Here is an 18,833-nt window from a genome sequence, read left to right as displayed (position 1 = left end):
CCGCCGCGGGTTCACTGCTGGTCGTGAGCGCGCAACCGGGCCAGAGCACGGTTGCGCGCTCACGCGCCCTACGCCTGCCCGGACGTGGTCTGCTCCTGACCCGTCTGCTCCTGCTCGGAGGGGGTCCGGGTGGGCTGCCGCGGCGGCCGGACCGGGCCGACCGCGACCTGCTCGTCGACTTCGTAGCCCGCCGCGTCGGGGCGTCCGATCACGTCCAGGCCCGCTTCGTCGTCGGTGCCCCACACGTCCTCGTCCTCGGACAACCAGGTCTGGCGCTCCCGCTCCTGCTGGTTGCCGCCGGCACCGCCCATGCCGCCCATCATCGGCGGCATGAACGGCATGCCGCCCATGCCCCCCATGCCGCCGCCGGTCCCCAACGGGCCGGAGAGCTGCGTCATGTTCGGCGGCAGTTGCGGCATCGGAGTCCCCCCGCCGCCACCCATGCCGAAGCCGACCGGTGTGCTGCTGCCGACCGGCGCGTTGCCGCCGCCGCGCGACGAGTCCGGCGTGGCGCTGCCGTCCGACCCGACGGGCGTACCGAACCCGTCAGAGCCACCCGGGTCGCTGAAGCCGTCCGGACTGGTGCCGCCCGGACTTCCGAAGCCGTCCGAACCGCCGGGCCCACCGAAGCCATCCGACCCACCCGGCGAGCTGAAACCATCCGGACTCCCAAAGCCATCCGAACCGCCGGGCCCACCGAAGCCATCCGACCCACCCGGCGAGCTGAAACCATCCGGACTCCCAAAGCCATCCGAACCGCCAGGCCCACCGAAGCCATCCGACCCACCGGGATCGGGCATCATCGCGCCGGGGCCGGTGTACTCCGGAACAGGCGGCGGAACGAAGCCCGAATCATCGTCCGGATTCCCGAACCCATCCGACCCACCGGGCGTGCTGAAGCCGTCCGGGTTGCCAAAGCCATCCGAACCGCCAGGCCCACCGAAGCCATCCGACCCACCCGGCGAGCTGAAACCATCCGGACTCCCAAAGCCATCCGAACCGCCAGGCCCACCGAAGCCATCCGACCCACCCGGCGAGCTGAAACCATCCGGACTCCCAAAGCCATCCGAACCGCCAGATCCACCGAAGCCGTCGGAGCCACCGGGGTCGTTGAAATCGTTGAAGTCGCCCGGTGGTGGGGCGGAGCCCGAACCACCATCGTTCTTGTTGTCCTTGCCGGCGTTGAACCCGCCGGGCCCGCTGAAGCCGACCGGTGGCGGAGCAAAGTTCTCGCCGCCGGAACCGTTACCCCCGCCGCCGCTACCGCCGAAACCGTCGCCACCGCCGAAGCCGTCGCCACCGCCGAAGCCGTCACCGCCGCCGGAACCGTTACCCCCGCCGCCGCTTCCGCCAAAGCCGTCACCGCCGCCGAAACCGTCACCGCCGCCGCCACCGCCGCCAAAGCCGTCGCCACCGCCAAAGCCGTCGCCACCGCCGAAACCGTCACTGCCGCCGCCGTCGCCACCGCCGCCGTCGCCGCGCAGATCCTTCAGCAGATCGTCCAGATCACCGCCGCCGCCGCCATCACCACCGCCGCCATCACCGCCGCCGCCATCGCCGTCGTCGCCGCCCAGATCCTTCAGCAGATCGTCCAGGTCGATGTCACCGCCGCCACCGTCGCCACCGCCGCCGTCACCGGGGCCGGGGCCGGGGCCGGGGCTCCCGCCAGAAGGAGTGAGGTCTGGTTCCGTCAGTGCGGTGATCTTGGAGTTGACGTACTGGAACTCCGACTCCAGTTCTTTCATCTTCGTGGCGGCGACCGTGTTCAGGTCCTTGAGGGGGCCGTCGAGAGCGTCGACGATGTTCTTGTTGATCTGGTTCCACGGAGCGGCCGTCTGGATGTCACCCGTGATGTTCTTCTTGTCCAGGGTGACCGTGAACTCCGAAAGCGACTTCCGGATGTACTCCTCGGCCTCCTCGGTCCCGTCGTAGTTGTCCAGCTGGTAGTTCGCGCCGCCTTTGACGAGACCTTTGGTTTCGGTCAGGAACTTGTGGAGCAGGTTCTCGAACGCGACCATCTTGTTGTTCGGGATGTAGACCACTTTGTCGCGGAACGTGTAGTAGGCCTCCGCGAGGGCTTTGGTGGTCTGCTCGATCTTGGTCACCAGACCCTGCAGGGCCTTGGAAGCCGCAACCCCCCGGTCCAGGACGAGCTGGTCGTGCAGCCCTTCCAGCTTGTCGGCGCTCTGATCGATCCGCTGCTGGATGACCGACGCGGCCTTCCCGTTGAAGCCGGATGCGTCGGAGTCGAGCGTGGTCGCCCACTTCCGGAATTGCCCGCCCGACGACTTGAGCCATTTCTCGTATTCGAGCACCAAGGCCTGTGCGTCGCGCAGCGACTGCAGGTCGAGCAGGCCCGACTTGTTCTTGGCCATGTCGTCGACCTGGCTCTTCAGGTCGTCGACGGCGCGCTCCCAGGCATCCCGGGCCGCCTCGTTCCGGTTCACCTGGTAGTAGATGTGCTTGAACGCCTGGTAGTACAGGTCAACGGTCGGGTTCACGCGGTTCGAGAGGTCGTCCTTCAGCTTGTCCCCGCCCTGGTACTTGGCGTCACCTCCCCCCGCAGCAGCCGAGTCGTCCTGCGCGTTGCCCCCATCCCCGATCTGGTACCACTGCACGCCGTCCATCTTCGGACGCAGGTCGATGCCCTTTCCGGTGAGCGCGAACATCGCCTGGTAGAAGTTCCACTCGCTGCTCGGTCCTGTCAGGTCCGCCTTGTCGGCCATTGAGGGTCTCCAGATTTCTCAACTGCTACGGGGGAAGGGAGGCGGAATCACCCGGTGTGGATCAGGACTTGTCCTTCGGGGCCAGGTCCGGGTATTCCGCCGTGAACTTCGAGGCTTCGTACTGGGCGAGGTCGTCGGTGTCCTCGAAGACCTTCTTCGCCTCGTTGAGGGCCTTGGTGAAGGAACGCCATTCCTTGCTGAGCCCGTTGTTCATCTTCTCGGTCGACTCACCGAACGAGTTCATCTTGCCGTTGAACGTCTCGATCGCCGACCACGAGGGGCTGCCGATCTTGACCCGGCCACCGAAGTCGGACGCCAGCCGCACCCCGGAACTCGCTTTCAGGAACTTCTTGTTCAGCTCTTCTTCCTGGCCGTCGACGTCCTTGAGCAGGTTGTTGTACTGCCCGCTGTCGAACTTCACCTGCTTTTCGTCAGCCATCGGATCTCCTCAATGCTCGTAAGGAAGAGCGGGAGGTGCGGGGCCCGCCACGCGCGGGCCCCGCACCGGCGAGGGCGGTCAGCCCATGATCGAGGCGCCCTTGTTGTCACCGTCGGTGAACACCTCGTGGATCAGGCGGGAGGCGTCCGCGCCGGACGACAGCTGCCTCGCCATGTCCGCGTAGGCCTGGTTCCACTGCTGCTGGTTGCTCTGCCACAGCGGCAGCGCCTTACCGCGGGTGGCCGCCTCGCTGCGCTTGAGGGCCTCGTTGAGGTTGTCGAGGATGGCGCCCATTTCCTTGACCGCGGCCACCAGGGCGTCGTTCGCGGCGGCGAACTCGCCGTGGCGGATGTCGAACTGCGTCATGTTCCTTCTCCCCTTGAATATCCGGGACCGGCGGTCAGCGGCCGGCGTGGTCGGTGGCCGAGTCGGAGGTCGACTGACCGGTGCGGAGCAGGTCCTTGACCTTCTGGTTGAGCTCCTGGAGACGGGTCGAGATCGTGTTGAAGTCCTGCCGCCAGGTCTGGAACTTCTGCACCTGCAGCCGGCCCGAGTCGGACTGGTTGGCCATCTGCACCTGCATGGCGGTCTGTTCCACCCGGCTGTTGAGCTGGGTCATCCGGCTGTGCGCGTCGTCGGTCGCGGTGATGATCTTGGTCATTTCACCGGCGTCGAGGCCGTACATGCCACCTGCGTCTGCCACTGGACTACTCCCTACTACGTGGACGGTTTTCGGGATGAGAATCTGATCTTCCACGGCTGCCATGGCTTCCATGGGCTCCACGGGAAGCAGGCGTCCCATGGGTGCTATGCGAGCTGCTTCCAGCTCTTCCAATTTCTTCCTCCGCTCAGCGGCGAATCACGGTGCTGACCGGGCATCACCACCTAATGCCTTGTCCGGCGAGAGAACCGGCCCGGTCGGCAGCAGCGACAGCAGCTGCGCCGGGACCGGCACGGCATCGGTGAGGCCGAAGCCGAGCGCGGAAGCCGCTTTCTCGTCCGGGATCGGGTATTTCGCACCCGAATCGGTCACCAGGTACAGCCCCGATCCCGGCACTCCGGGAGCGGGCAGGGTGCGGGCCAGCATCCCGCTGCCGGGCTTGACCTCGATGCGATCGGCGGTCAGCTCGTCGCGGGTCAGGCCCGGTCCGGCCACCACGACGCCGTTGTCCGAGGTGGCCGAAACCAGGAAGGATTCCGCGTCCCCGGCGCCCGGAACGGTGTACACGCACGGGTCGTCACCATCAACCTCCACAAGGGACGGAGGACGTTCCGGTAGTTGCGCCATGGTCTCCGGCGGCGGCGTCACCTGGCTGGAAGCCATGACGGCCGGCGGAAGGTCGCGCGCGTTCTGGGCCGGGGAATCCGGGTTGCCCAGCGCCAGCTGGGCGGCGGTCTGGCTCAGCGGCATGAGGCCGTTGCGCGTGAGCATGTGGTAGGTCGTGGGGCGCCCGACGACGTCGACCTTGAAGACCTGGCCGATCACGGCCGGCTGCCCACCGAGGTTCGGTCCCTGCGATCCGAGACCGGGCACGGTCACCGGCTTCAGGCCCGGGCCCGCGGGCATCGCGTTGAGCCAGGAATCCCGGACCGGCAACGCCTTCGAGCTGTCGTATCCGAGCACCGGCGCGACCCACGGCGCACCGAGCTTCATCCGCTTGTCCCGCCACACCAGGTATTCGGTGCCGTCGCTCGCGCGCACCAGCGCGGCCCGGTCGCCGCCGTCCTGCGCGATGTCGGCGGAACCGCCGACTGTCACCTTCAGCGCGGGATGCTCGGCCCCGGCGGCGTCGCGTTCGGTGCTCGCGCACACCAGCCACGAAAGGTCCTGGCCGGCGGCTTTTCCGGGCAGCGCCTCGGGTGCGCCGACGATGCCGATCGGGGTGCCGCGCGGAACGTCGGCCAGCGTCGAGCTCGGCACCCGGGCGACGTCCTTCGCGCCGAGCAGCCGCGCCGAGGCGTAGTTCAGCACCGGCCGCAGGGTCCCGTCGGTGCTCAGCAGGTACCGGATGCCGGTTTCCTTCTCGACGATCAGCTTCCCCGGCTGCCGCCAGTCGAGGGCGCCGCCGTAGCCGAGCGCGCCGAACAGCGCGAATCCCGCGACGATGAGGATCGCGATCATCAGGCCGATCACGTACCCCAGCGGCGTCCGGCGCAGCGGCGGGTTGGGCGCGTCGGGGTCGGCCTGCACCAGCGCCGAGACGACACGCGCGGTCATGAACGAATGCGCCTGGACCTGGTCACTGCGCGAGTGCACGATGCCTCCCTTCCCACTTGCCCGGAGTCGCGTTCGCGATCACGCCCATGCCGCCCTCACCACCGCGTAGAGATCGAGCGCGGCGAGCATCAGCGGGACGATGGCGATGGCCAGCGTCATGTGCGCCCAGTCGCCTGCCCGCCCCCAGTGCGGCAGGAGCGTCCGGCCCGGCAGCGAGCGGGCACCGGCGAGCAGCAGCCCCGCCAGCACGATCAGGCCCGCGATGACGGTGATCCGCAGGACCGGCGGCAGGAGCAGGCACATCGCGGAGACCAGCATCAGCAGTCCGATGACCCCGGGCACGAGCGTCGCGATCCGCTGCCGTGCGCCGACGAACTCGCGGGAGTGCAGGAGCAGCAGGAAGGAAGCGGCGGCGGCCAGCGTCGGCGAAGCCCAGCCCGGGGTCCACGCGAGCGCGGTCAGGCATCCGGTCACCACCACGCCGAGCCCGCAGAGCAGCGCCGTGACGTTCCAGTCCGCCCGCGCGGTGCGGGCCATGATCTCGCGTCCCGGCTCGGGGTCGATGCCTTCCTGGAACTGTTCGGCGGAAGTGGGCAGCGGCGGCACTTGCAGCCCGGCCATTCGTGCGGCGATCCGCGGCACGCGGGTGCCCAGCAGCAGGGTCACGACGAGCACGACCGCCGCCGTGCCGCCCATCGAGAGCACGCCGGTGATCGAGAACACGCCGACCAGCGCGGCCAGCACGGCCGCGAGCCCGGCGGCGAGGTAGCCGGCGCCGAAACCGCCGCCCACCGCGAACCTGCCCATGGTCGCCGCGGCCATGAACACCCCGGCGGTCGTCAGGCTCGGTCCCAGCAGCAGCCCGGGCGCCTCGAACAGCGACTCGTCGAGCACCGGCAATGCCCAGCCCGCTTCCGCGGCGAAGGCCACCGACGCCGCGAGCAGTGACTGCGCGATCACCCGGTCCCCGATGGCGCGGGACGCCAGCACCGCGCTCGCCAGCAGCGCGATGGAGGAGCAGCCGGCGACGATCGCCACCAGCCAGCCGATTTCCACGGCGGGCGTCAGCAGCAGCGCCAGGGCCAGCGCCGTCCCGAGCAGGCCGACGAACAGCCGCCTGGTCGAATCCGGCCGCCACACGTCCTGGCGGTTGCTGCGGATGCCGGTGGCGACACCGTCGGCGAGATCGTCGAAGTCGGCGGGCGGCAGCTGATCGTTGCGCGGCCGCAGGTAGAGGATGTCGCCGTCGTAGAGCCCGAGCGCGGCGGTACCCATGTCCTCTTCCAGCGGCGGCTCACCGAGCCTTTGCACCACCCAGCCGTCGTGTTCCAGCCCGGCGTTGCCGAGCCCGGAACCGAGGTGGTCGATGAACGTCGGCATCAGGTCGGCGATCGGAACGTGCGCGGGAACGGCGAGTTCGGTCCGCGACGAAGGTCCCTGGATCGTAAGCCGACAAACCTCACCGGAGGCGACTGTCGGCTGAGCCGGCTTTCCTGTCATGCCCCTGACACGGACCCCACCGCCCGGAGGGTTCACCGCGTTCGGAACCTGTTGCCGGAACGCAGACCGCGCCCCGCCTCCGCAGGGGAGACGGGGCGCGGTGTCGGCTGCTACGTCAGTCGGTCACGTCGCCGCGACGAACGGCGTCGAGGAACGCCGCCCAGGTGGACCGGGACACCTCTAAGGTCCCGCCGTCACGGTCCTTCGTGTCACGGATACCGGTCATACCACCGTCGACCGAAAACCCGACTTCGACGCATTCGCCCTGCGGGTTGCTACGGGTGGACTTGCGCCACCCGCTGTAGGTGTTTGTGGGCATTGGCCGCTCTGCCCCTTCCCTTTGCTCGCTTCACGGTTTCCGGGCGAGCTCAACGAGTAGATCTCGTGTGTCGTTTTGACTCATAGCGACCTTGTCGAGCTCGTCCGCGATGAACATATAGCGCTCCACGTCGCCCGGATCTTCCTGGTAGACGCTGCCCCGATCATGCTCGATGTACACGAAGGCGGGACGATCCTCGTCGGGGAACTGGAGCATGACAAAGCTGCTGGACATGGCCGAGTGAAGACCAGCGCTGAACGGGACAACGCGGATGGAGACGTACTCGCGCTTCGACGCCTCCACGACGTAGTCGAGTTGCCCGCGCATGGTGGCAGGGTCGTCCGTTGGCCAGCGGCGAAGTACGGCCTCATTCAGGTAGTAACGGGCGTTCGGCTGGCCATCTTTGAGCTGTGACTGGCGTTCGCGGCGAAGCGTGACGAGTCGTTCGAGCTCGTCGCCGGTGATCTCGGGATGCGCGACACGGGTGATCGCCCGTAGGTAGTCGGGCGTTTGCAGCAGACCGGGAATGTACTCCGCTTGGTAGTTCCACAGCTCAACGGCGTCGGCTTCATAGCCAACGACTTGCCGTGCCCATTCCGGGATCGTCTGGCGGTACGCCGCCCACCAGCCGCGCTGGTTGGCTTCGCGAGCGAGCTTGACGAGCGCTTCGGTCGTGTCCGCGTCGAGGTTGTAGAGCTGGCTCAACGCGCGAACGCTGGCGACCTTGATCGCCTGCCTCCCGAGCTCGATCCGGGAGATGTTCGACTCGCTGATCTCGATCCAGTCGGCGGCATCCTTGCGACTCTTTCCTGCGTCGTTGCGCAGCTTCCGCAACATCGCGCCGAGCTGGCGACGCCGGACACTCGGACCGGGCTTCGTGGACACGCTCGTACCTCCTGGTGCTGCTGATGGCCGCAGTCTTTCACGCGCACGTCTCCCTGAGCGCGTTCGTCAGATCGAGTGCAAGTTAGGCGCACGTGCATAAATGCACGTTGTTATACGCACGTGCGTCTAGCTAATGTGCGCCGTGTAGTTGATCAGACACACACCGCAACGTCACGAAGGGATGCGATCCCGATGCCGCCGGACTCGTTTGCCGACATGGTCGCGTTCGCCGCGCTCGCCCTGATCGGCCTGGCCGTGCTCGCCGTCGCTGCCGCCGACGCCGTCCGCGATTCCGATTGGTGGGTGATCGCCCGTGGCAGAACCTCCGGCCGGCTCCACCGGCTTCGGCACTTCGTGCGGGGTGGTCGGCGTGGTTGACGCGCTGCTGTGGCCTGTTGTCCCGTTCATGTTCGTGATCGTCTGGGGACGGCTGATCTACGAACTCTTCGACGAGTACCGCCGTTTCCGCCTTCGTCCCGGGTCGTCGCGCCGAGCGCTCGCCGCACGCCGTGCCGCTCTGGCTGCGCGCCGGTCTCATTGTTCAGGACCGGCCAGTGGTCACCACGGCGAGCAGCGGGAGGCGGCGGAATGACGGTCGTACTCGCCCGCCGTCTCGGCGCTCCAACAGCTCTGCGATGCCCGCCGGAGGTTCATGCCTACCGGGTGCCCGAATGTGATCCGGCGGTGTGGATCGCCGTGTGCGGCGACCGGATCACCCCGGACGAAGCGGAGATCATCGGCCACTTCACGGGAACACCGTGCATGACGTGCTTCATGGCTGCCGCTCTCGCCGGCGACGCGCCGATCATGCCCGCCGAGCTCGAAATTGCTCCGGCAGTGTTCCTGAGGGAGCTCCCGGTGGTGAGCCCGGCGGAGGTTCGCGTCGACAGGGCGGGCGCAATGCTGATGTACGCACCCTCATGGCGGGAGCGAGTCGTCCACTACGTGGACCCGAACGAGCCGACGGCGAACTACCAGCGCGGAACCGTCGTGCTCGGGATCTGCGGCGAGATCGGGTGGGGGCCGTACGGCCGCCCGCCGGAGAACTGGCCGATGCACGACGCGTGCCTTTCCATCGCGAGCAAGGAGGACTTCTAGTCATGGCAGGAAAACACCGCGGGGCCGGGATCATCGCTTCTGGGGTCGGCTGGCAGAACACGGTCGAGTCGTCTCGCGGCTGGTTCACCCCCGTGATCGAGCCTGCAACGCCGACGTGGCCGAACCGGGACCAGGACACCGAAACCGCTCACGAGGAAGAACGCCGGGTCGCACTTGCCGACACGCCGCGAACGCGGGATGAGCTCCCGAAAATCGCCGAGATCTTCCGGCGAACCTGACGGATCGCTTCGGTATGGCTCCCCCGGCTCGTCCCGAAGGCACCCGGCGCCTGACAGGCGGTGGCGCTTTCGCGCGAAACCGCCACCACGCCCCACGCGAATCGGCGCTTTCGCGCGAAACCGGCACTGGACGGCCGGGTGGAAATCCCCCGGCTCGTCCCGGCCGTCCACCAAGCCACCCCCGGCACGCCGTCGCCGGATTCGGGAAGGCCGAGCGGGGAGGGCTTGGTCTTCGACGGTCGTGAGTGGTCATGGCTGCTGCAGCGACCACACGCACTCACGACCACGGCGACTGACCCGCTCGCGGGGCGGCATCCGTGTCCTTGGGTAGGGAGTACCCGAGGAAGGACTGATCCACTGTGAGTGTGACGGCTTTTCGGCGTCCGGCGCGGCAGAAGCCACCCACCATGCCCAGCGGGGAGCTTTCGCTGCAGGAGCCGCCCGTCATTCCCGAGCAGGTCAGCGGTGGTTTCGGCGGGCTGCTCATGTACCTGCCGATGGCCCTCGGCTCCGCCGCGATGATGATGATGTTCATGGGCCGGGGTTCTTCCGGTGGCATGGGCGGCATCGGGCTGGTCATGGTCGCGGTGATGGCCGTGGGCATGCTGGCCATGGGTTTCGGGCAGATGGGCCGCGGTATCGGTGAGCGCAAGCGACGGCTGCAAGGTGAGCGCCGGGACTACCTCCGCTACCTGGGGCAGATGCGCAAGCAGGTGCGCGGGGTCGCCGCCGACCAGCGCAAGGCCCTGGCGTGGCGGCACCCGGATCCGGCCGGGTTGTGGTCGGTCGCGATGAGCGGCCGGCTGTGGGAGCGGCGGCTCTCGCACGCCGACTTCGCCGAGATCCGCATCGGCCTGTCCGCCCAGCGGCTGGCGTTGAAGATGACGCCGGTGCAGTCCAAGCCGGTGGAGGACCTGGAGCCGCTGTCGGCACGCGCCCTCCGCCGCTTCATCCGCGCTTACACCACAGTGGACAATCTGCCGACCGCGTTGTTCCTGCGCGGTTTCTCGCAGGTGCAGATGCGCGGCGACACCGAGGCCGCGCGGCGGCTGACCCGCGCGATGCTCGCCCAGCTGGCGACCTTCCACTCCCCCGACGACCTGCGGATCGCGGTCTGCGCCGGCTCCGACCGGATGCCGGAGTGGGATTGGGTGAAGTGGCTGCCGCACGCGCAGCACGGCAGCGAGCAGGACGGCGCCGGGCAGGTGCGGATGCTCACGGACTCGATCCAGGGGCTGGAGGCGCTGCTCGGCAGCGAGCTCGCCGACCGCGGCCGGTTCGAGGCGGGCGCGAGCCCGACCCGGGACGAGCCGTTCGTGCTGATGATCCTGGACGGCGTGTCGGCCCCGCCGGAATCCCGCCTGGCGGGCGCCGGATACCGCAACGCCACGGTGCTGAGCCTGGAAATGGCCGGCCAGCCGCAACGCACGACCCTGCGGCTGGAGGTCGCGGCGGACAAGATCGAGATGATCCGGCTCAACCGGTCCGGCGCCGAAGTCCGCACCGAGCTCGGCCGCCCCGACTCGCTCAGCGTCGGCAAGGCCGAGTCGCTGGCGCGCACCCTGGCGCCGTTCCGGCTCAGCGCCAACACCGACATCGTCGAGCCTATGGTGACCGATTTCGACCTCGGCGCGCTGCTCGACGTCGGCGAGATGGACCAGCTCGACCCGGCCAGGATCTGGGCCCGCACGGCGCCGCAGGACCGGCTGCGGGTGCCGATCGGGATCGCCGAGAACGGCAGCAAGGTCGAGCTGGACATCAAGGAATCGGCGCAGGGCGGGATGGGCCCGCACGGCCTGCTGATCGGCGCGACCGGCTCCGGCAAGAGCGAGCTGCTGCGCACCCTCGTGCTCGCGATGGCGATCAACCACTCGTCGGAGATCCTCAACTTCGTCCTGGTGGACTTCAAGGGCGGCGCCACGTTCCTGGGGCTCGACCAGCTGCCGCACACCTCGGCGGTGATCACCAACCTCGCCGACGAGGCCCCGCTGGTCACGCGCATGCAGGACGCCCTGCAAGGCGAGATGACGCGGCGGCAGGAACTGCTGCGCAAGGCGGGCAACTACAGCTCCCTGCTGGACTACGAGAAGGCCCGGGCCGGCGGCGCGCCGCTGGCGCCGATGCCGAGCCTGTTCCTGGTGGTCGACGAGTTCAGCGAGCTGCTCGCGTCGCACCCGGACTTCGCCGAGCTGTTCGTGATGATCGGCCGCCTCGGCCGCTCCCTCGGCGTGCACCTGCTGCTGGCCAGCCAGCGCATCGACGACGGCCGGATGCACAAGCTGGAAAGCCACCTGTCCTACCGGATCGGCCTGCGCACCTTCTCGGCGATGGAAAGCCGGTCGGTCATCGGCGTCCCCGACGCCTACCAGCTGCCCAGCGCGCCGGGCAACGGCTACCTGCGTTCGGATGTCGCGACGCTGTCGCGCTTCAAGGCCGCCTACGTTTCGGCGCCGTTCAAGCGGCGCACCGCGGAACAGCGCAAGGCCGAGATCAGCAGGCAGGTGGTTCCGTTCGGGGCCGCCCGGCTTCCGGAGATCCGCGACGACCTGCCGCCGGAACCGGTTCCCGAGGCCGAAGGAACCGACGAGAACACCGAAACGCTGCTGGAGGTGGCGGTCAGCCGGATGCGCGGCCAGGGCCCGCCGGCGCACCAGGTCTGGCTGCCGCCGTTGACCGAACCGCCCACATTGGACGAACTGCTGCCGCCGCTGACGCCGCACCCCCAGCTCGGGCTGATCGCGTCCGGGGCTGGGCGGGGCGACCTCGTCGCGCCGGTCGGCGTGATCGACAAGCCCTACGAACAGGCCCGAGACCTCTACCTGGTGGACCTTTCCGGCGTCGGCGGTCACGTCGGCATCGCGGGCGGTCCCCAGTCCGGCAAGAGCACGCTGCTGCGGACCCTGATCGCCGGGCTCGCGCTCACCCACTCCCCCAGCGAAGTCCAGTTCTACTGCCTGGATTTCGGTGGCGGCACGCTCCAGACGCTCAGCGAGCTGCCGCACGTCGGCGGAATCGCCGGGCGGATGGACGGCGAACGCGTCAGCCGAACCGTGGCGGAGGTGCAGAGCGTGCTCGCCAACCGCGAGAAGCGGTTCGCCCAGCTCGGCGTGGAGAGCATGGCCGAGTACCGGGCGATGCGCCGGCAGGGCAAGGTCCCGGACGATCCGTTCGGCGACGTGTTCCTGGTCGTGGACAACTGGGGCACGCTGCGTGCCGACTTCGAGCAGCACGACCAGACGATCCGCCAGCTCGCCTCGCGGGGCCTGACCTACGGCGTGCACCTGATGGTGACCACCAGCCGGTGGGCCGACATCCACAGCGCGCTGCGCGACCAGCTCGGCACCCGGCTGGAGCTGCGGCTGGGCGACTCGATCGACTCCGTGATCGACATGCGCGCGGCGGCCGGCGTGCCCCGCAACCCCGGACGCGGCCTGACCATGGACAAGCTGCACTTCCTCAGCGCCGTGCCGCGCATCGACGGGCTGCGGCGGACCGACGATCTCGCCCAGGGTGCGCGACGCCTCTCCGAAGCGGTCGCCGACAACTGGGACGGCCCGGAGGCGGCCCAGGTGCGGATGCTGCCGTCGGTGCTGGATGCCGCCGATCTCCCTGCGCCGGAAGGGAAGCTGCGGGTGGCGCTGGGCCTGGGCGAGTCGGATCTGCAGCCGGTCTGGCACGACTTCAACCAGCAGCCCCACCTGACCGTGCTCGGCGACAACGCCAGCGGCAAGACCGGCCTGCTGCGGCTGATCGCCGATGCGATCCCGAAGCAGTACGCCCCCGGCGAGGCCGAACTGATCCTGGTGGACTCCCGCCGCGTGCTGCTCGAAGCGGTGCCCGACGAGTACCGGCGGGGTTTCGCCTTCTCCGCGGCGGCGGCGGCCGAGCTCGTGGGCCAGGCCGCCGGGGAGCTCCGGGAGCGGTTGCCCGGCGTGGACGTCACGCCGCAGCAGCTCCAGCGTCGCGACTGGTGGTCGGGGCCGGAGGTGTTCATCCTCGTCGACGACTACGACCTGCTGGCCTCCGGCATGGGTGGACCGCTGGACGCCCTGCTGGACCTGCTCCCGCAGGCCACCGACATCGGCCTGCACGTCATCCTGGCCCGCAGCGCGGCCGGGTCGTCCCGGTTGTCGATGGACTCCGTGGTGCGGCGCATGCAGGAGTCCAACACCCCGGACCTGGCGCTGTCGTGCCCGCCGACGGAAATGCCGCTGCTGAACGGGATGCGCCCGCAGCAGCTGCCCGCCGGGCGCGCGCACCTGGTGACCCGACGGAGCGCGACGCTGCTGCAGACCGGCTGGCTGGAACCGCGCGGCGCGGTGGCGGAGACCGGGAGCCGGGCGTGAGGGGCCGGGCCGTCGCGGCGACAGCGGCGCTCGTCGTGTCGACGCTCGCCTGGGTCGCGCCGCCGCTGACCGCGCAACAGCAGTGCGCCCCGCCCGCCGACAAGGTGACCCAGGCGGCGGGATGGTCCCTGCAGCGGCTGGCTCCGGAGCGCGTGTGGGGTTTCAGCCGTGGCGAATCGACGGTCGTCGCCGTCGTCGGGACCGGGGTCAGCGCGGCGAGCCCGGCCCTGGCCGGGGCCGTCCGTCCCGGGCTAAACCTGGCCGGGGCGGGCTCGGCGGACAACGACTGCTCCGGCCGCGACACGTTCATCGCCGGGGTGGCCGCGGCCCGCCCGATGCCCGGAACCGGGTTCACCGGCATCGCGCCGGGGGCGCAGATCCTGCCGATCCGGGTGACCAACGACGCGGCCGAGGTCGACCCCGGCCGGCTGGCCGCGGGCATCCGGCAGGCCGCGGATTCGGGCGCCCGGGTCATCGCGGTCACGGTCGGCACTCCGGTCGCGGCGCCGGACCTGCGGGCCGCGGTGACCTACGCCCTCTCCCGCGACGCGCTGGTGGTCGCCGCCGCCGACGCGGATGCCGGGAAGGACGGGGTTCCGTACCCGGCGGGTTTCCCGGAGGCGCTCGCGGTCACGGGCATCGACGAGCAGGGCTCGCCGACGAAGTCGGCGGTGCGCCCCTCGCTGGTGGCGCCGGGCAAGAACGTCGTCGGCATCGGCCCCGCAGGAGCCGGGCACCTCATCGCGTCCGCGGGCGGCATCGGGGTCGGGTTCGTCGCCGGCGCCGCCGCGCTGGTGCGCGACTACCACCGCGACCTCTCTCCTGCGGAGGTCCGGCACCGCCTGGAATCGACCGCGGACCACCCGTCGACGGCGCTGCCCGATCCGCAGCGCGGCTTCGGGGTGGTCAACCCGCACGCCGCCGTCACCGCGGTGCTGCCCGCCGAAACCGGGGAGCACGCGATGCCCGTGCGAGCGCCGAACGTCCAGCTGCCACCGGTTCCCGTGGTCGACCCGCTGCCGGGGACGGTAGCGCTGGTGGTGGCCATCGCGGCGAGCGCGGCGGCGCTGATCGGCCCGATCGCGGTGGCGCTCATCCGGCGGGCCCGCAAGCGGGGCTGGCGATCGGCCTGGAACGCGCCGGACTCCTGACCGGGCGGCATCCGCCGCATCACCACCGAAGTCGATCAGCACCGATCAACCTTCCGGCGGATGCGCCCTGGTGCTTTCGCGGTACCGGGGAAGTGATCCGGCCCGCCACAGGTGGAGGAAAACCCTGAAAACGCTGCTCCTGTCCGGGAAGGACAGGCGCTACCGGCATGATCGCGACGCTTCGGTGGTTGAAGGCTTCGCGGGGCCCGCCGGACTCCGAGTCGCCCGACCGCGCAGATGATGGGAGCTCATCCGACCATGACCAGTGCCTCCAGCACGCCGCCCGTCGCAGCTCCGCAGGTGCGGCCGGGCACCGTCGTCCCGGTGCTGGCGTTCAGCGGCATCGTCGTCTCGCTCACGCTGGCCCTGATGATCCCGCTGGTGCCCAAGCTGCCCGGGATGCTGAACGCGAGCGCGGCGGACGCCGCGTGGGCGATCACCGCCGCGCTGTTCGCCGCAGCCATCGCCACGCCCACCGTCGGCCGGCTCGGCGACATGTACGGAAAGCGGCGGATGCTGCTGTTCAGCCTCGGGGTTCTGGTGCTGGGCTCGGTCGTCTGCGCGCTGTCGAGCGGGCTCGCACCGATGCTGACCGGGCGGGTGTTGCAGGGTTTGTCCGCCGGCGTCATCCCGCTGGGCGTCAGCATCATGCGCGACGAGCTGCCGTCGGAACGGCTCAGCGGCGCGACCGCGGTGATGACCGCCTCCCTCGGCGTCGGCGCGGCGCTGGGGCTGCCCGCGGCGGCGTTCATCGCCGAGAACGCCGACTGGCGCACCCTGTTCTGGATGGCCGCGGCCCTCGGCACCGTCGGCGCAGTGCTCGTGGTCTCGCTCGTGCCGGAGTCGGGCGTCCGCACCGGCGGGCGGTTCGACCTGCCGGGCGCGGTGGGCCTGTCGGTCGCGTTGCTGTGCCTGCTGCTGGTGATCTCCAAGGGCGCGGACTGGGGCTGGACCGGCGGTTTGACACCCGGACTGCTCGTCGCCGGACTTGCGGTGCTGGCGGTGTGGGGCTGGTGGGAACTGCGCGCGCCGCAGCCGCTGGTCGACCTGCGCACCACCGTGCGCCGCCAGGTGCTGCTCACCAACATCGCTTCCGCGGTGTTCGGGTTCGCGATGTTCGCGATGTCCCTGGTCGTCCCGCAACTGCTGCAGCTGCCCGCGGCCACCGGGCACGGGCTCGGGCAGTCGCTCCTCGTGGCGGGCCTGGTGATGGCGCCGAACGGGCTGATCATGATGGCGATGGCACCGGTGTCGGCGCGGATCTCGCGGACCAGGGGACCGAAGGTCACGCTGATGGCCGGCGCGCTCGTGGTCGCCATCGGGTACGGCTTGAGCCAAGTGATGATGTCGGGCATCTGGCAGCTCGTGATCGTCTCCAGCATCGTCGGCGTCGGCGTCGGACTCGCCTACGCCGCGATGCCCGCGCTCATCATGGCCGCCGTGCCGGTGTCCGAGACCGCGGCGGCCAACAGCCTCAACACGCTGATGCGCTCCATCGGCACCTCGCTGTCCAGCTCGGTCGCGGGGGTCGTGCTCGCGCACCTGACGATCGACCTGGGCGGCGCGGCGGTCCCCTCGCTCGACGGGTTCCGCGTCGTGCTGACCATCGGCGCGGTCGCCGCGCTCGTCGCCCTGGTGATCGCCGCCTTCCTGCCTGGCTCCGCGCGTTCCGCGGACCGGTAGCCCGGTCGTCGACGGAAAGACCGCGTGCCCGCACGATTCCGGCTGTGGATCTGCGCGCATCGGAACCCCACCGGCGGTTTCGCCGGTGGGGTTCCGATGTTGGTGTCCAGGCCGGGGCAGGACGGCGCACATCGGGGCGGCCGCGGCGGGCCGATGCCGTCATCCCCCGTTGCCGGCTCGCTGCCGGAAGTCGGCGGCGGTGACTCCGGCGTCCGCGAGGTGCGGCCAGCGCGGCTCGTCGCCCTTCGGATCGTCACCCAGGATCGTCACGCGGTGCCCGACGCGGCGCTCGGTGTAGTCGTTGACGGCGTAGTGCTGGGTGGCCCTGTTGTCCCACATGGCGATCGCGCCCGGCCGCCAGCCGAACCGGCAGATGTTCTCCGGGCGCTCCGCCACGGTGAAGAGGTGTTCGAGCAGCACATCGCTTTCCGCCCGGCGCAGCTGCGGGATGTTCATGGTGAACATCCGGTTCACGTACAGCGATCGCCTGCCGGTCACCGGATGCACGCGCACCACCGGGTGCTCGGCCTCGAAGGAGGTGCCGTTCGGGTGCGTGAAGGCATGCACGGCCGTCAGCCCGTCCAGGAAATCCCGGAGCGGCGCGGAGAGGGCCTCGTAGGCCAGGTACTGGTTGCTCCACATCGTGTCGCCGCCGCGCGGCGGGCACTGCACGATCTGCAGGATGGACGCGACCGGCGGATTCGCCTGGAAGGTCACGTCGGTGTGCCAGACGTCGGCCTTCGCGCCCTGATCGGAGTCGAGCACCACGATCTCCTGGTGTCCGTCCAATTTGGGCAGGAACGGATGCACCTCCAGTTCTCCCAGGAAGCGGCCGAAGTTCTTGTGCGCCTCGGCGGAGAGCGGATCGGCCTCCGGGAAGAACAGCACGAGATTCTCCATGAGCAGATCGTGCAACTGCGCGAAGGATTCCTCGGTCAGCTCCTCCAGATCCAGGCCGCGCACCTCGGCGCCCAGTGCACCGGAGACGGGACGTACGTCGATGTCGTTGCTCGCCATTGGACGGTCACCTCATTTTCCCTTTGTACCCGCATATTCCTGGCATGCTTGCGCGAGCCCGCACCGGGGAATCCGATGCTGCTCTCCTCGTGATCGCGGTCGTTGACGCGACGACCGGCGGCCGGTAAGGATGGGAAGAAGGAGGCGGTCGGGTCTTCAATTCGAAGGGAAACAGGTGTCCATGGATTCCGCGGAATCTCAAGATGCTGCCACCGAGACGAGTCTCGAACTGGCCAGGCTCATCGATCTGGCAACACCTTTCGCCATTCGCGTCGCGGTGACGCTGCGGTTGCCCGAGCTGGTGTCCGGGGGCACGACCGAACTCGGTCCGCTCGCGACCGCCACGGGGGCACACCGGGAATCCCTGGCGCGACTGCTGCGCCACCTCGTCCACATCGGACTGTTCGCCGAGACCGAGCCGGGCAACTACGGACTGACGGCATTGTCCCGGCAGCTGCTCTCCGGGGACGGCAAGTGGTTGCGGGACTGGCTCGACCTGGAGGGGCCGGGCACCCGGATGGACCTGGCGTTCAGCGGCATGCTGCACTCCATCCGCACCGGCACGTCGGCCTACGGCACGGTGCACGGCACCCCGTTCTGGGACGACTACCAAGGCAACGACGACCTCCGGCGCTTCTTCGGCGGCGTCATGGCCGCCTACGCCTGGCAGACCGGACCGGTGCTGGCCACGGAGTTCGACTGGACGCGGACGCGGACCGTCATCGACGTCGGCGGCGGGCAAGGTGCCCTGCTCGCCGAGGTCGTCCGGGCCAATCCGCACCTCGGTGGCGAGGTGCTCGATCTGCCGGCGGTCGCCCCGGAGGCCGGGCAGTTCATGGCCGAGGCGGGCGTGGCAGGGCAGATCTCGTTCGTGCCGGGCAGTTTCTTCGACCCGCTGCCGCCCGGCCGGGACGTCTACCTGGTTTCCCGCGTGCTCACGGACTGGAACGACGAGGACGCGGTGCGGATTCTGCGGCGCTGCGCCGAAGCCGCCGGCGACAGCAGCCGGGTACTGGTCGTGGAAGTTCTCGCCGGCGACGACCACGCCAAGCAGAACACCTCCTTCGACCTGCAGTCCCTGGTGCTGCTGGGCGGCCAGGAACGCAGCGTCGCGGACTTCGAGGCGCTGGTCGGCAAGGCGGGACTGAGCCTGACCGAGACCCGCACCTGGCCCGGTGGCCTCGTCGTCGTGGAGTGCAGCACGCGGTAACG

17 protein-coding genes are annotated in these 18,833 nt (G+C 69.6%); 8 read left to right on the top strand and 9 right to left on the bottom strand.

The features are described 5' to 3' along the window. Window positions 1–68: 68 nt before the first annotated feature. The 8 genes from ACWEV3_RS25150 to ACWEV3_RS25115 all read right to left on the bottom strand — a co-directional run bounded on the left by ACWEV3_RS25150 (window position 69) and on the right by ACWEV3_RS25115 (window position 8,087). A complete protein-coding gene (locus ACWEV3_RS25150) occupies window positions 69–2,726 on the bottom strand; it encodes a hypothetical protein (RefSeq protein WP_452616273.1) in 2,658 nt (885 codons plus the stop codon). Between the two features lie 61 nt (window positions 2,727–2,787). Then, a complete protein-coding gene (locus ACWEV3_RS25145) occupies window positions 2,788–3,165 on the bottom strand; it encodes a hypothetical protein (RefSeq protein ID WP_452616272.1) in 378 nt (125 codons plus the stop codon). Between the two features lie 78 nt (window positions 3,166–3,243). Further along, window positions 3,244–3,531, bottom strand: a complete 288-nt coding sequence (locus tag ACWEV3_RS25140; RefSeq protein WP_452616271.1) for a WXG100 family type VII secretion target — start codon at window positions 3,529–3,531, stop codon at window positions 3,244–3,246. Window positions 3,532–3,565: 34 nt separating this feature from the next. Then, window positions 3,566–3,868 carry a hypothetical protein gene (locus tag ACWEV3_RS25135; protein ID WP_452616270.1) on the bottom strand — a complete coding sequence of 101 codons (303 nt, stop codon included), beginning with the start codon at window positions 3,866–3,868 and terminating at the stop codon, window positions 3,566–3,568. A 156-nt stretch (window positions 3,869–4,024) separates the two neighbouring features. Continuing rightward, on the bottom strand, window positions 4,025–5,422 hold the full coding sequence (gene eccB, locus ACWEV3_RS25130; protein ID WP_452616269.1) for a type VII secretion protein EccB: 1,398 nt from the start codon (window positions 5,420–5,422) through the stop codon (window positions 4,025–4,027). A 39-nt stretch (window positions 5,423–5,461) separates the two neighbouring features. Continuing rightward, window positions 5,462–6,883: a type VII secretion integral membrane protein EccD gene (gene eccD, locus ACWEV3_RS25125; RefSeq protein WP_452616268.1), complete on the bottom strand. Its 1,422-nt coding sequence runs from the start codon at window positions 6,881–6,883 to the stop codon at window positions 5,462–5,464. A gap of 115 nt (window positions 6,884–6,998) precedes the next feature. Beyond that, the gene (locus ACWEV3_RS25120) at window positions 6,999–7,202 is read right to left on the bottom strand and encodes a DUF397 domain-containing protein (RefSeq protein ID WP_452616267.1); all 204 of its coding nucleotides are present in this window, start codon (window positions 7,200–7,202) and stop codon (window positions 6,999–7,001) included. Window positions 7,203–7,232: 30 nt separating this feature from the next. Then, on the bottom strand, window positions 7,233–8,087 hold the full coding sequence (locus ACWEV3_RS25115; protein ID WP_452616266.1) for a helix-turn-helix domain-containing protein: 855 nt from the start codon (window positions 8,085–8,087) through the stop codon (window positions 7,233–7,235). A 192-nt stretch (window positions 8,088–8,279) separates the two neighbouring features. On the opposite strand from ACWEV3_RS25115, the gene ACWEV3_RS25110 reads away from it, so the two are divergent. From ACWEV3_RS25110 to ACWEV3_RS25080, 7 genes are all read left to right on the top strand, one after another. Continuing rightward, window positions 8,280–8,465 (top strand): hypothetical protein, encoded by a 186-nt coding sequence (locus ACWEV3_RS25110; RefSeq protein WP_452616265.1) that lies wholly within the window; start codon window positions 8,280–8,282, stop codon window positions 8,463–8,465. After that, window positions 8,458–8,679 (top strand): hypothetical protein, encoded by a 222-nt coding sequence (locus tag ACWEV3_RS25105; RefSeq protein WP_452616264.1) that lies wholly within the window; start codon window positions 8,458–8,460, stop codon window positions 8,677–8,679. Before ACWEV3_RS25110 ends, ACWEV3_RS25105 begins: the two co-directional genes overlap by 8 nt. Next, the gene (locus ACWEV3_RS25100; RefSeq protein ID WP_452616263.1) at window positions 8,676–9,185 is read left to right on the top strand and encodes a hypothetical protein; all 510 of its coding nucleotides are present in this window, start codon (window positions 8,676–8,678) and stop codon (window positions 9,183–9,185) included. Before ACWEV3_RS25105 ends, ACWEV3_RS25100 begins: the two co-directional genes overlap by 4 nt. A gap of 2 nt (window positions 9,186–9,187) precedes the next feature. Next, a complete protein-coding gene (locus ACWEV3_RS25095) occupies window positions 9,188–9,424 on the top strand; it encodes a hypothetical protein (protein ID WP_452616262.1) in 237 nt (78 codons plus the stop codon). 407 nt (window positions 9,425–9,831) lie between these two features. After that, window positions 9,832–13,770 (top strand): type VII secretion protein EccCa, encoded by a 3,939-nt coding sequence (gene eccCa / locus ACWEV3_RS25090; RefSeq protein WP_452616261.1) that lies wholly within the window; start codon window positions 9,832–9,834, stop codon window positions 13,768–13,770. After that, complete coding sequence (locus ACWEV3_RS25085; RefSeq protein ID WP_452616260.1) at window positions 13,767–14,921, top strand: S8 family serine peptidase; 1,155 nt, start codon at window positions 13,767–13,769, stop codon at window positions 14,919–14,921. The genes eccCa and ACWEV3_RS25085 overlap by 4 nt, the downstream gene beginning before the upstream one ends. A gap of 258 nt (window positions 14,922–15,179) precedes the next feature. Then, window positions 15,180–16,604, top strand: coding sequence for an MFS transporter (locus tag ACWEV3_RS25080; RefSeq protein ID WP_452616259.1), 1,425 nt, complete (start codon window positions 15,180–15,182; stop codon window positions 16,602–16,604). 159 nt (window positions 16,605–16,763) lie between these two features. On the opposite strand, the gene ACWEV3_RS25075 is transcribed toward ACWEV3_RS25080, so the two are convergent. Then, complete coding sequence (locus tag ACWEV3_RS25075; protein WP_452616258.1) at window positions 16,764–17,621, bottom strand: TauD/TfdA dioxygenase family protein; 858 nt, start codon at window positions 17,619–17,621, stop codon at window positions 16,764–16,766. 181 nt (window positions 17,622–17,802) lie between these two features. On the opposite strand from ACWEV3_RS25075, the gene ACWEV3_RS25070 reads away from it, so the two are divergent. Continuing rightward, window positions 17,803–18,831 (top strand): methyltransferase, encoded by a 1,029-nt coding sequence (locus ACWEV3_RS25070; RefSeq protein ID WP_452616284.1) that lies wholly within the window; start codon window positions 17,803–17,805, stop codon window positions 18,829–18,831. The last annotated feature ends 2 nt before the right edge of the window (window positions 18,832–18,833 follow it).

This window comes from Saccharopolyspora sp. NPDC003752, assembly GCF_053605825.1.
Note: the sequence above shows the minus strand (reverse complement) of the source record. Positions and strands in the feature narration are given on the sequence as shown.